The organism is Planomonospora sp. ID91781 (genome assembly GCF_015711595.1).
In the GTDB taxonomy this organism is placed as follows: domain Bacteria; phylum Actinomycetota; class Actinomycetes; order Streptosporangiales; family Streptosporangiaceae; genus Planomonospora; species Planomonospora parontospora.
Genome location: NZ_JABTEY010000001.1, coordinates 1836148 through 1849236 on the forward strand (window position 1 = coordinate 1836148; position 13089 = coordinate 1849236).

Here is a 13089-nt window from a genome sequence, read left to right on the forward strand (position 1 = left end):
GGGCGGGACAGGGGACGGGATGGGACCGCGGGACAGGGGACGGGACGGGAAGGGACCGCGGGTGGGGCGCCGTCAGGTGGTGACGACCCGCTTGAAGGGTTCGGCGTAGCGGTCGGCGCCGAACCCGGCGTGCTGCGCCATGAGGGCGAAGCGCTCCCTGAGGGCGTCCTCCAGGCCCTGGACGTGGCCGGTCTGGCTCTTGTGCGCGCGCAGCGCCGCGAGCTTGCGCTCGAAGGTCTCGGTGACGTCCACGTAGTGGTCCGGCGTCTCGTGCCCGTTCAGCCAGACCTCGCGCACCGTCCAGGCCGCGAGGCCCTCGTCCTGCAGCAGTCCGGGGAAGGCGTAGGGGTTGCGGGCGTCGGGGTAGACGGCGTCCAGGGCGGCACCGCCGACGGCCCGGTGATCGGGGTGGCTGGGGGCGATGAAGGAGTAGTTGCGCTCGGGAGTGTGGGTGATCACCAGGTCGGGGCGGACCTGGCGGACGACCCGGGCGATGTCGCGCCGCAGGTCCAGGCTCTGCTCCACGGTCCCGTCGCGGTAACCGAGGAACCGCACGTCCCGCACGCCCACGATCTCCGCGGCGGCGCGCTGCTCGGCCCGGCGGAGTTCGGCCATGCCGCCGTTGTCCAGCTCGCGGTCGGAACCGCCCGCGTCGCCGTCGGTCACCACGCAGTAGACCACCTCGACACCCCGGTCGGTGAACCGCGCGATGGTCGCCGCGGCGGCGAAGTCGACGTCGTCCGGGTGCGCGGTCACCGCGAGCACCCGGCTGATCTCGTTCTCGGGGAGCATGTGGGCCCTTCCTGCCTTCGGTTCCTCCGGCCGGCACCGTGATCGGCGTCCCGCCCGACCGTGACAACCGCCCGCGCACCCCCCGGCATTCCTCATCCGGCCGTGACGGCCGCCCGTGCGCCCCCCGGTGTTCCTCGTCCGGCCGTGACGGCCGCCCGTCCCCCGGTGTTCCTCGTCCGGGTGTGGACCCGGTTGTCGGTGAGCCGCCTTAACCTAGGGAGGTGCCGATCCCAGCCGATTCCCTGACCCACCCGCTGCTCGACGGGCTCAACCCCCAGCAGCGCGAGGCCGTCGTGCACCACGGCAGCCCGCTGCTCATCGTGGCGGGCGCCGGTTCGGGCAAGACGCGGGTGCTGACCCACCGCGTCGCCTACCTGCTGGCCGAGCGGGGCGTGCATCCGCAGGAGATCCTGGCGATCACCTTCACGAACAAGGCCGCCAAGGAGATGAAGGAGCGGGTCGACCGGCTGGTCGGGCCCCGCTCCGCGGCGATGTGGGTGATGACCTTCCACAGCGCGTGCGTGCGGATCCTGCGGCGCGAGGCCAAGCGGCTGGGTTTCCCCTCCGGCTTCTCCATCTACGACCAGGCCGACGCCCAGCGGCTCATGGCCATGGTCTGCCGGGAGATGGACCTCGATCCCAAGCGCTACCCGCCGCGCTCCTTCTCCGCCCAGGTCAGCAACTTCAAGAACGAGCTCGTCGACTACGAGACGGCGGCGGCCCAGGCGGCCACGCACATGGAGCGCACGCTCGCCGAGGCCTACAAGCTCTACCAGCAGCGGCTGACCGAGGCCGGCGCGATGGACTTCGACGACCTGATCATGCTGACGGTCACGCTGCTGCAGATCTTCCCCGAGGTGGCCGAGCACTACCGCCGCCGCTGGCGGCACGTCATGGTCGACGAGTACCAGGACACCAACCACGCCCAGTACACCCTGATCCGGGAGCTCGTCGGCCGCCCCGAGCTGCGCACCGCCGACGGCGACCTGGTCCGGGAGGGCACGTCAGGCATCGCCCCGGCCGAGCTGTGCGTGGTGGGCGACGCCGACCAGTCGATCTACGCCTTCCGGGGCGCGACGATCCGCAACATCCTGGAGTTCGAGCGCGACTACCCGGACGCGAAGACGATCCTGCTGGAGCAGAACTACCGCTCCACCCAGACGATCCTGTCCGCGGCCAACGCGGTGATCTCGCGCAACGAGAGCCGCAAGCCCAAGAACCTCTGGTCCGACCAGGGGGCCGGACCGAAGATCGTCGGCTACGTGGCCGACGACGAGCACGACGAGGCCATGTTCGTCGCGCAGGAGGTCGACCGGCTCACCGACACCGAGGACGTGGTCCCCGGCCAGGTGGCCGTGTTCTACCGGACCAACGCCGCCTCCCGCGTCTTCGAGGAGACGTTCATCCGGACCGGCCTGCCGTACAAGGTGGTGGGCGGGGTGCGCTTCTACGAGCGCAAGGAGGTCCGCGACCTGCTGGCCTACCTGCGGGTGCTGGCCAACCCCGGTGACGTCGTCTCGCTGCGCCGCATCCTCAACGTGCCCAAGCGCGGCATCGGGGATCGGGCCGAGGCGATGGTGGAGGCGTTCGCGGCGCGCGAGCGCATCCCGTTCGCCGACGCGCTGCGCCGGGCGGACGAGGCGCCGGGCATGGCCACCCGCTCGCTCAAGGCGATCAGGGACTTCGTCGCGCTCCTGGACGACCTGTCGGTCAAGGCCGAGGGCATGCCGCCGTCGGCGCTGGCCCAGGAGGTGCTGGTGACCACCGGCTACCGGGCGGAGCTGGAGAATTCCGACGACCCGCAGGACGAGAGCCGCCTGGAGAACCTGGACGAGCTGGTCTCGGTGGCCTCGGAGTTCGAGGAGGCCAGCCCCGAGGGCACGCTCGTGGAGTTCCTGGAGCAGGTCTCGCTGGTGGCCGACGCCGACCAGATCCCGGCGGAGGACGGCGGGCAGGGCGTGGTCACGCTGATGACCCTGCACACGGCCAAGGGCCTGGAGTTCCCGGTGGTCTTCCTCACCGGCATGGAGGACGGCGTCTTCCCGCACATGCGCTCCCTCGGCGAGCCGAAGGAGCTGGAGGAGGAGCGCCGCCTGGCCTACGTCGGCATCACCCGCGCCGAGCAGCGCCTGTACGTCTCGCGGGCGGCGGTCCGCAGCTCGTGGGGCTCCCCGTCGTTCAACCCGGCCTCCCGCTTCGTCTCCGAGATCCCGTCCGAGCTGGTCGACTGGCGCAGCGACCCGAAGAAGAACGCCTGGACCGCCGCGACCCGCCGCGAGCCCTCCCGTACGGCCCCCGCCCGCAAGCCCGGCGGCCGGAAGATCCCCGACCTCTCTCCGGGGGACCGCGTCACCCACGACCAGTACGGCCTGGGCACGGTCGTCTCGGTCGACGGCGACAAGGCGAAGGTCGACTTCGGCAGCGGCGGGGCCAAGACCCTGATGCTGGCCTACGCGCCGCTGGAGAAGCTCTAGCGGTCCGCGACCGGAGCGGCGTTCCCGCGGTGCCCGCCCGGGTCATGGGACGCCGGGCGGACGGCGTTCTACGGCGATGCTCCGCGGCGCCGCCCGTCACCGTCCGGTCGGCCGGACGGCCGGTGACGGACGGACCGTGATCACTTGGCGAGCAGCGGGACCGGCACGTCGGCCGCGTCCAGGTCGAGGTCCTCGAAGGCGACGACCTCGCCGGCCGGCGGGGCCTTCACCGAGACCTTGGCGCCCCAGCCGCTGTAGTCGGTCTCCATCGTGACGGAGGAGCTCGACCCGCCGACGGCGTAGGTGCTCGTCAGCCGGGTGGGGAGCCCGTCGGGGCCGACGGACAGCCTCCAGCTCAGCACCTGCTTCGCCTGGGCGCCGGTCGGCTTGAGCGGCATCGAGGCCCGGAACCACGGCGAGACCTTGTGCAGCTCACCCAGGCTGATCTTCCCGGTGTAGCCTCCCGGCTGCTTGACGGCGTGCGCGAGCAGGGCCTTGAGGGTGCCGGGCTCGGCGGCGTTCACGAGCTGGGGCTGCAGCCCGCCGAGGCTGTCGAGGACGCCGTTGATGGAGCCGGGATAGCGGACCCACTTCTTGCCCTCGGGCAGGAACTCGCCGAACATGCCGCCGGAGATGTAGGAGACGTTCTTCATGCGGACGGTGCGCTCGGGCTTGGCGATGCCGTTGAGCGCCTTGGCGAACGCCTTGGAGTTCTCGTCGTAGGAGTTCTGGCCGGCGACCACGAGCTCGTCGAGGTCGCCGGACTTGATCCGGGGCCGGCTGGTGTGGTCGGAGGCGACGACTCCGGAACCGCCGAACTGCAGCACGCCCTTGCGGGTGATGACGACCGTGCGCTTCTTGCCCTCGGCCAGCTTCAGGCTGTCGGAGAAGCTCACCCCGCGGCCGGCGCCGAGCTTGCCCTGCAGCGCGGCGAGGGGATCGGCGGGCGCCTGCGCGTGGGCGGCCGAGGCGAGCGTGGGGACGGCCAGACCTGCTGCTGCGGCACAGGCCAGACCGGCGATGAAACGCTTCAAGTGGATTCTCCCGTGTATTCCCTCCACCCCGTTCGGGAGGGACCCGGACATCCTTCCGAATCCAGATCACAATGAAGTCTCGTTAAATGCGGTATATGTCGAATTAGCGATGGATATTCCGTGCAGAACGCCGCGGTCCGGTCGAGCGGCGGTTCGGGGACGGAGAGTCGGTCGGGTGACCGGCGGTTCCGGGGGTGGAGAGAAACGGTCAGCCGACCGGCAGCGTCGGAGGAGGGGAGAGATCGCCGCCGACCCGGCCCGCGTCGGCGGTGTCCTCCGGAGGCGGGGGCGCCAGTGTCACGTCCGAGCCCCAGCCGGTGTAGCGGGTGTCCGCGACCGTGATGGTGGGCCGCTTCGGCGTCCCGGGGACGGGCTGCTTCCAGGTGGTCGTCAGGCGGCGGGCCAGGTTCGACCGGTCCAGCCAGAGCCGGAAGCCGACCGTGATCTTCGCGCTCCGGCCCTTCGGCGGCCCGGCGAGCCGGTCGCGGAAGGAGGGGGAGACGCGGTAGAGCGTGCGCAGCGTCACGGTGCCCTGGTGGTACGTGCCGGAGGGCGACTTCCGCTTCACCGAGCTGTGGGAGAGCAGGACGCCCAGGGTGGCCGGTTCGAAGACGTTCACGATCTGCGGCAGCGCCGCGGTCTGCTTGATGTTCGCCGGGCCGATCAGCCCGAGCCAGCTCTTGCCCTCGGGCAGCCAGGTCTCGTAACCGGGCCCGGACAGGTACGCCTCGTTCGGGAAGCAGATCACCCGGGTCGAGCCGAGCCGCCGCCCGATCAGGCCCTCGAACTCCCGGATCGCCCCGCGTCCCGCCTCCGTGCGCCCCGTCGTGTCCGTGGCGTACACCCCGGAGGCGTCGAACTCCACCCGGCCTCTGCGCCAGATGGTGACGACCGCCCTGCCGTCCCGGTAGACCCGTCCGACGTCGGATATCCGCAGCCCCGTGTGCTCGACGAAGTGCCGTCTCAGCGCCGTCACGGGTGGCGGCGCCCCTTGCGTCGTCCATGCCGTCTGTGCTGTCTGTGCCGTCAAGGCTCCTCCGGCCCTGGAGGCGGGGACCACCCCGGCCGAGGCATCGGCCCGTACGGTCCCGGCCTGCGCCGTACCCGGCTGTGGCAGCGCGGTGGCCAGTGCCACCGTGACGAGCGGAACGGCCCACCGTCTCATCGCATCCCTCTCACCGGAAGCCGGGATCCGCCAAGCTAGGCCACCCGCGCCCGCGCGGCTATGCCGCGGGCTGACAACTCCGCCTTCCGGCTTTGCGCGGGGATGAGCCGTTCCGGTCGGGAACGCCCCGGGAACCGGACCGCCGATGGGGAAACGGCGCGTTCTCCGGGGGAGGGCGGAGGTGATGCATGCCCACGGGATATCGATGTTCCGCGCGATATTCGCGCGGTGGAGGACCGTTCACTGATTGCATGAGGGCGCGAGACGCGGCGACGGATGGACCGGTCATGGAAAGGCCGCCTCGCGGGGTGGGGTGCCCATTACGGGAAACGGCCGGGAGCGGTTTCCGCCGCTCCCGGCCGTTTCCCGGCCGCGCCCGCGTACGGCATGCCGTACGCGGGCCGCACCCCGCCCGGGCCTCCGGCCCGGACCCTGTCAGCCGCCGTTGCGGTGCGAACCCAGGGTGTTGACGAGTTCCTTGGGCTCGGGCGCGTCGGAGGGCAGGTCCTTCTCGTCGATGACCTGGTCGGCGGGCGGGGCGGTGACGGTGACCTTCGAGCCCCAGCCGCTGAAGCGGGTGTCGGACGTCCTGGTCAGCGACGACTTGCCGATGGCGAGGGTCTCGGAGACCGCCGCGCGCCGGGGCAGGCCCTTGCCGTCGAGCCAGAGCCGCCAGGAGATCTCGGCCTCGGCGGACTCACCGGTCGGCTTGGTGCGGAGGGTGGCGCGGAAGCCCGCGGAGAGCTTGTACAGCTCCGCGTAGGTCAGGGTGCCCTGGTGCCGGAGGCCGTCGCGGGAGTGCTTGCCGGAGGGGTCCTTCACCAGGGCGGCCAGCACGACCGGCTCCAGCACGTCGGGGTGCTGGAGGAAGAGGGGGCCGCCCTTGCCGCTCACCCACTTCTTGCCCTCGGGGAGCAGGCCGTTGTAGGCGTCACCCGAGGCGTAGAGGCGGTTCTTGACGTTGATCGCGCGGTAGGAGTCGTTGCCGGACCCCTTCCCGGAGGTCATCCGCATGGCGAGGTCGTAGGCGGCCGGGCCGGTGGGGCCGAACCCCAGCCTGCCCTTGAGCTCGGCCTTCAGCAGGGTCGTCTTGCCGGAGAACATGTGCGCGGTCTGGGCGATCCGGACGCCGCGGCCGGTCTGGAACTGCCGCTTGAGCGCGTCCGCCGGTGCGGGAGCGGCGGTGGCGACGGCGGTGGCGGTGGGGGCGGCGTGCGCGGCGGCGGAGGTGGCGGTGGCCAGTGCCGGCGCGGCCAGCACCGCGGCGGTCAGGGCGATCGATCGCCTCATGGAATTAGCCGTCCTTATGTAGATATGAGGGGAAAACATTCTGTCAGGTAACGATCACCTGTGAGTCCGGGTTCCGCACCCCGGGGACGCGGGGCCTGGTCTCGCGGGTTCCGCGCCCCGCAAGGTTCCGGGCGCGGGGAGTCCGGCCCCGCCGGGCCGGTTACGCTGCGGACAGCCGCCGCCCACGAGTGGGCGGGACGCAGACGAGGAGGTCTGTCATGGATGCCGAGCCGAGGATCCGCGTCGTCATCGCCAAGCCGGGGCTGGACGGCCACGACCGGGGCGTGAAGATCGTGGCCAGGGCGTTGCGGGACGCCGGGATGGAGGTCGTCTACACCGGCCTGCACCAGACGCCCGAGCAGATCGTGCGCACCGCCGTGCAGGAGGACGCCGCGGCGGTCGGCCTGTCGATCCTGTCGGGGGCTCACATGACCCTCTTCGCCAAGGTGATCGAGCTGCTCAGGGAGAACGACGCGGGTGACATCGTGGTGTTCGGCGGCGGGATCATCCCGGAGGACGACATGCCCGAGCTGGAGAGGATGGGCGTCGCCCGGATCTTCACGCCGGGGGCGACCACGGAGGAGATCGTCGAGTGGGTGCGGAGCGCCGTTCCCGCCCGGGTCTGACCCGCCTCCCCGCCGTACGGGCCGCCGGTCGCCGGTGAGCCGCCGGTCGTGTGCGGACCGGCGATCGCGTGCGGACCGGCGGTAGCCCGCGGACCCCGGCCGTTTGCGGACTCCGACCGTGCCCGGATCGCCGCGCCGGTCGCGGGTGGGCCGGCGGCCGTGTGCGGGCCGTCGCGCCCACGATGTGAGCCGCAGCACGGCCCCGGTGACCTCGCCGGGGCGCTGGGGAGGCTAGGCTTCATTGGCGCAAAAATCGCGAGGCTCCCCTCACTGTCGTGGAGCCGGACCGCCGACATCTGTACACCAGCCGGACAAGCAAGGACGGACCCTCGTGGACCTGTTCGAACATCAGGCGAAGGAGCTCTTCGCGGAGTACGGCATTCCCGTGCCGCGCGGCATCGTCGCGCACACCGTGGAGGAGGCACGCGCGGCAGCGGAGGAGCTGACCGGCCGTGTCGTCGTCAAGGCCCAGGTCAAGACCGGTGGCCGAGGCAAGGCGGGCGGCGTGAAGGTCGCCGACGACGCCGCCGACGCCGAGCGGAAGGCCACCGACATCCTCGGGATGGACATCAAGGGCCACACGGTCCACAAGGTCCTGATCGAGGAGGCCAGCGCGATCGCGGAGGAGTACTACTTCTCCTTCCTGCTCGACCGTGCGAACCGCACCTTCCTCGCCATCTGCTCCGCCGCCGGCGGAATGGACATCGAAGAGGTCGCGCACAACACCCCCGAGAAGGTCGCGAAGATCCCGGTCTCCCCGCTCACCGGCGTCGACCGGGCCAGGGCCCGTGAGATCGCCGTGGCCGGCGGGCTGCCGGAGAAGGCGCTCGACGGCGCCGCCGAGCTCATCGAGAAGCTCTGGGCCGCCTTCGTCGACGAGGACGCCTCCCTGGTCGAGGTGAACCCGATGATCCTGTCCGCCGACGGCCAGGTGAAGGCCCTCGACGGCAAGGTCACCCTCGACGACAACGCCGCCTTCCGCCAGCCCGAGCACGAGGCCTACGCCGACAAGGCCGCCGAGGACCCGCTGGAGGCCGCCGCCAAGGCCAAGGACCTCAACTACGTCAAGCTCGACGGCAGCGTCGGCATCATCGGCAACGGCGCGGGCCTGGTCATGAGCACCCTCGACGTCGTCGCCTACGCGGGCGAGGCGTTCCCCGGGCAGCCCAAGCCCGCCAACTTCCTGGACATCGGCGGCGGCGCCTCGGCCGAGGTGATGGCGGCCGGCCTGGAGATCATCATCTCCGACCCGTCGGTGAAGTCGATCTTCGTGAACGTGTTCGGCGGCATCACCGCCTGCGACGCGGTCGCCAACGGCATCGTGTCCGCCTTCCAGCTGCTGGAGAGCCGCGGCGAGGCCGTCACCCGCCCCCTGGTCGTCCGCCTGGACGGCAACAACGCCCTGCTGGGGCGGCAGATCCTGGCCGACGCCAAGCTTGCCGGCGTCGAGCTGGTCGACACGATGGACGAGGCGGCCAAGCGCGCCGCCGAGCTCGCTGCGGTAGGTGCGTAATGGCTATCTGGCTGACCGAGAACAGCAAGATCATCGTTCAGGGCATGACCGGCGGGGAGGGCACCAAGCACACCCGCCGCATGCTCGCCGCCGGCGCCCGGGTGGTGGGCGGCGTCAACGCCCGCAAGGCCGGCACCGTGCACGAGGGCCTGCCGGTGTTCGGCACCGTGGCCGAGGCCATGGCCGAGACCGGTGCGGACGTGTCGGTGGTGTTCGTGCCGCCGGCCTTCACCAAGGACGCCGTCAAGGAGGCCGTCGACGCCGGCATCCCGCTCTGCGTGGTGATCACCGAGGGCGTGCCGGTGCACGACACCACCGAGTTCTGGGCGTACGCGGTGGCCAAGGGCGGCAAGACGCGGATCATCGGCCCGAACTGCCCGGGCATCGCCTCGCCGGGCGCCTCGAACGCGGGGATCATCCCGGCGGACATCACCACCGCCGGCCGGATCGGGCTCGTGTCGAAGTCGGGCACGCTGACCTACCAGCTCATGTACGAGCTGCGCGACTTCGGGTTCTCCACCGCGGTGGGCATCGGCGGCGACCCGGTGATCGGCACGACGCACATCGACGCGCTGGAGGCCTTCCAGGCCGACCCGGGCACGGACGCGATCGTGATGATCGGCGAGATCGGCGGAGACGCCGAGGAGCGGGCCGCGGCCTACATCGAGCAGCACGTGACCAAGCCGGTCGTGGCCTACGTGGCGGGGTTCACCGCGCCTGAGGGCAAGACCATGGGCCACGCGGGCGCGATCGTGTCGGGCTCGGCCGGGACCGCGCAGGCCAAGAAGGAGGCGCTGGAGAAGGTCGGCGTGCGGGTCGGCAAGACCCCCAGCGAGACCGCCCGCCTCATGCGCGAGGTCATGCGGTCCCGCTGACCGCTCGTGCCGGACCGCGCCGTACGGCGCGGTCCGACCGCCGCCCGGCCGCCATCCGGCGGTCTCGGCGGTTCTCCAGCGGTTCGGCAGAAGTGATTCGACAGAGGCGTCCGGCGCGTTCCGCCGGACGCCTCTCTCACGTCCCGGTCCTCCCTCACGTCCCACGCGTCCCGGTCCTCCCTCGCGCCCGCAGGGGTGCGCCTCCCGGGAAGCGCCTGCGGGCTCCGCCTTCCCGGAGACCGGTCCGACTCGCGGCATTCCTCCCGTACGGCGTGCGACACGCGGACCGATGAGCGCCCGCCTACCGGAAGATCGGTGAGACCATCGGGTACTGTGACGGCCCTTCTCGACCATTTCCGGACGGCTCCCCGAACCGTCCTCAGTCGCATCCCCCTGCCCGGCGCCACGGGTGACGACGACGTCCGCAGGCCGCTCCCCGTCTCAGGAATGCTCGCCGCCGCCTGGACGCTCGGCGTCGGCCTCGCGGTGCTCACCACGCTCACCCTGGTCGGCTGGATCGCCGCTCCCCGGGGCACGCTCGACGGCGGCCTGCCCGAGGTCTTCCGCACCGCGGCGCAGCTCTGGCTGGCCGCGCACCACGCGGGGTTCGCGATCCCCGGCGGGTCGGTCGGGCTGATCCCCCTCGGGCTGGTGGCCCTGCCCGCCTTCCTGCTCTACCGCGCCGGGATCTGGATGGCCCGCGACGCGGACCTGCGGCTGCGGCTGCCCGCCCGGCTGCCCAGGAACAGCCCCAAGGAGCAGGCCAACGCCCGGCGGCGGGCCCAGCTGGTCCTGATCGCGCAGGCGGGCGTCTCGCTGGCGGCGCCGTACGCGCTGCTGGCGGGGGTGGTCGCGCTCGTCGCCCGCAACCCGGTCACCCAGCCGTTCCTGGGGGAGGCGCTGATCAGCCACCTGATCCTGGCCTTCGTCGCGGGTTCGCTGGCGACCGTCAGAGCGATCGGGCCGTGGCGGGTCATGCCGCGCCTGCTGCCCGAGCGGCTGCGCTCGGTCGCGGGCGGCACCGCCGCCGCCCTGGGGATCATGCTGCTGGCGGGCGCCCTGCTGGTGCTCGGCGCCGTCGTGGCGGGATTCGACGAGGTCCGGCACCTGACGGACGTGCTGGCCCCCGGGGTCGTCGGCGGCCTGCTGCTCGTGCTGGTCCAGGGGCTCTACCTGCTCAACGCGTTCGTCTGGGGGATGGCCTACATCGCCGGGCCCGGCTTCGCGGTCGGGACCGGCACGCTGATCGCCCCGACCGGGGTGCAGCTGGGCACCGTGCCCAGCCTGCCGATCCTGGGTGCGCTGCCCGAGGCGGGTCCGACCCCGGCCTGGCTCATGTCGGTGATCGCGGTCCCGTTCGTCGCCGGGGCGGTGGCGGGTGTCGTGCTGGTCAGGATCGCGCCCTCTCCCACCTACGAGGGCGCGCCGCTGTGGGGTTTCGCATGCGGCATCGCCACCGGCTGCGCGGCCGGTGCGCTGGCGGCGCTGTCCGGCGGTGCGCTCGGCGGCGGCAGGCTGGTCGAGATGGGTCCCGCGGCCTGGGAGGTCATGCTCTCGGTGACGCTGGAGACGGGGGTCGCCGCGGGCATCTCGGCGGGACTGGCCAACTGGTGGCTGATCTTCCGGGGCCACAACACCGCCGTCACCAGGGCTGCGGCGAAGGCCGCCTCGGCGGCGGCGCCCGTCCGCAAGGCGGGCGCGAAGCTGGCCATGGCCGCGGGGTCGGTGACCGGCCGGGCCAGGGCCGCCGACGCGGACGAGCACCGCGCGCTCCCGGGGCACTGGCTGGACGCCACCGAGTGCGACACCCAGCCGATCCCGGTCATCCGGGACGACTGGGAGGACGAGCACGCCTCCGCCGCCGCGGAGAAGCCGCAGCGGAACCGGCGTCCGGAGCCGCCCCGGCCGCCCCGGCGCGACATCGTGGACGAGAGCGACGACAAGGGCGGGCACGTGATCTACGTGGACCCCTACGCCTGGGACCGCGACTGAGCCTGCGACCGGGTCAACCGCGACTGAGCCTGCGACCGGGTCAACCGCGACTGAGCCTGCGACCGGGTCAACCGCGACTGAGCCTGCGACCGGGTCAGGGGCCGAACGGGAAGCGCAGCTGGCCGGGCTCGACGAAGGGGAGCTTCTTCCTCATCGAGTCCTCCAGTCGGTTGAGGCACTCGTCCTGGGCGGTGACGGTGCTCGCACCGCGGCGGCACTCCTCGTAGGCGGACAGTTCGTCGCGCAGGTAGAACTGGAACGCCGACGCCATGATCGAGAACAGGAGCGCCGCCGACGCGATGGCGATGCCGGCGACGGCCGTGCCGATCGGCTTGGAGACCGACCTGAGCGCGGGGATCGCCCGGATCGAGACGACGAGCGCGAAGATCGACATGACCAGCCCCGCCATCGGGAGCATGAGGGTCATCACCGCCGACGCGAACGCGAGCCACAGGGCCCGCCGCCCCGCGCTCTCCGCCGGCCGTAGCTGGACGGGTGTCGCCATGCCAACCTCCTTGCGTCGCCCGAGCGGACGGACCTATACCCTTGCAGCGGCGTGAGTCCCCGTCCGAATGGAGTGCGTCGGTGTCATCCCAGGCCGCTCGGCTTGTGGTTCTCGTGTCCGGATCTGGAACAAACCTACAGGCCCTGCTGGACGCCGTGGCAGACGAGGGTTACGGCGCCCGGATCGTGGCGGTGGGCGCCGACCGCGACGGGATCGAAGGACTGGCCCGCGCGGAGCGCGCCGGGGTGCCGGTCTTCGTCGAGCGCGTCGCGGACCATCCCGACCGCGCGGCGTGGGACCGGGCGCTCGCGGCCGGGATCGCGGAGCACGAACCCGATCTGGTGGTCTGCGCCGGGTTCATGAAGATCCTCGGCGCGCCGACGCTGACCGCCTTCCCCGTGCTCAACACCCACCCCGCGCTGCTGCCGGCCTTCCCCGGCGCGCACGGGGTCCGCGACGCCCTCGCGTACGGCGTGCGGGTCACCGGCTGCACCGTGATGCTCGCCGACGCCGGGGTCGACACCGGCCCGATCATCGCCCAGGAGGCCGTCCGCGTCTACGACGGCGACGACGAGCACACCCTGCACGAGCGCATCAAGACCGTCGAGCGGGGGCTGCTCGTCGACACCGTCGGCCGGATGGCCCGCGAGGGCTGGACGGTCACCGGCCGGACCGTCCGCCTCGGCCGGCCCGCCGCCGTCGGCTGACTCGGCCGACACGCGCCCCGATACGTGCCCGGCAGCCGCCCGGCACCCGCTCGACCCCCGCCGACCAGGCGGCCGGGCGACCCGGCGGATGAGCCGGGCGCCCCCGGAAGAACCGG

At 72.1% G+C, this 13089-nt stretch carries 11 protein-coding genes; 6 read left to right on the forward strand and 5 right to left on the reverse strand.

The window, feature by feature from the left end; all coding sequences use genetic code 11:
• Positions 1-72: 72 nt before the first annotated feature.
• Complete coding sequence (locus HS048_RS08575; RefSeq protein ID WP_068896639.1) at positions 73-792, reverse strand: PIG-L deacetylase family protein; 720 nt, start codon at positions 790-792, stop codon at positions 73-75.
• A 227-nt stretch (positions 793-1019) separates the two neighbouring features.
• Between HS048_RS08575 and pcrA the strand changes: the two genes are divergently transcribed.
• On the forward strand, positions 1020-3266 hold the full coding sequence (gene pcrA, locus HS048_RS08580; protein WP_373868845.1) for a DNA helicase PcrA: 2247 nt from the start codon (positions 1020-1022) through the stop codon (positions 3264-3266).
• Between the two features lie 140 nt (positions 3267-3406).
• Here the strand turns inward: pcrA and HS048_RS08585 are convergent, their stop codons facing one another.
• The 3 genes from HS048_RS08585 to HS048_RS08595 form a co-directional block, all read right to left on the reverse strand.
• On the reverse strand, positions 3407-4300 hold the full coding sequence (locus HS048_RS08585) for a hypothetical protein (protein WP_196466634.1): 894 nt from the start codon (positions 4298-4300) through the stop codon (positions 3407-3409).
• Positions 4301-4508: 208 nt separating this feature from the next.
• Positions 4509-5276: a hypothetical protein gene (locus HS048_RS08590; RefSeq protein ID WP_068896641.1), complete on the reverse strand. Its 768-nt coding sequence runs from the start codon at positions 5274-5276 to the stop codon at positions 4509-4511.
• 624 nt (positions 5277-5900) lie between these two features.
• The gene (locus tag HS048_RS08595) at positions 5901-6755 is read right to left on the reverse strand and encodes a hypothetical protein (RefSeq protein ID WP_196466635.1); all 855 of its coding nucleotides are present in this window, start codon (positions 6753-6755) and stop codon (positions 5901-5903) included.
• A gap of 218 nt (positions 6756-6973) precedes the next feature.
• Between HS048_RS08595 and HS048_RS08600 the strand changes: the two genes are divergently transcribed.
• The 4 genes from HS048_RS08600 to HS048_RS08615 all read left to right on the forward strand — a co-directional run bounded on the left by HS048_RS08600 (position 6974) and on the right by HS048_RS08615 (position 11761).
• Complete coding sequence (locus HS048_RS08600) at positions 6974-7381, forward strand: cobalamin B12-binding domain-containing protein (protein WP_068896643.1); 408 nt, start codon at positions 6974-6976, stop codon at positions 7379-7381.
• A 331-nt stretch (positions 7382-7712) separates the two neighbouring features.
• Positions 7713-8894, forward strand: coding sequence for an ADP-forming succinate--CoA ligase subunit beta (sucC, locus tag HS048_RS08605; RefSeq protein WP_068896644.1), 1182 nt, complete (start codon positions 7713-7715; stop codon positions 8892-8894).
• Positions 8894-9769, forward strand: a complete 876-nt coding sequence (sucD, locus tag HS048_RS08610; protein WP_068896645.1) for a succinate--CoA ligase subunit alpha — start codon at positions 8894-8896, stop codon at positions 9767-9769. The genes sucC and sucD overlap by 1 nt, the downstream gene beginning before the upstream one ends.
• Positions 9770-10102: 333 nt before the next feature.
• A complete protein-coding gene (locus tag HS048_RS08615) occupies positions 10103-11761 on the forward strand; it encodes a DUF6350 family protein (RefSeq protein ID WP_196466636.1) in 1659 nt (552 codons plus the stop codon).
• A gap of 94 nt (positions 11762-11855) precedes the next feature.
• Here the strand turns inward: HS048_RS08615 and HS048_RS08620 are convergent, their stop codons facing one another.
• Positions 11856-12266 (reverse strand): hypothetical protein, encoded by a 411-nt coding sequence (locus HS048_RS08620; RefSeq protein ID WP_068896647.1) that lies wholly within the window; start codon positions 12264-12266, stop codon positions 11856-11858.
• 80 nt (positions 12267-12346) lie between these two features.
• On the opposite strand from HS048_RS08620, the gene purN reads away from it, so the two are divergent.
• A complete protein-coding gene (purN, locus tag HS048_RS08625) occupies positions 12347-12973 on the forward strand; it encodes a phosphoribosylglycinamide formyltransferase (protein ID WP_084008214.1) in 627 nt (208 codons plus the stop codon).
• Positions 12974-13089 lie beyond the last annotated feature (116 nt).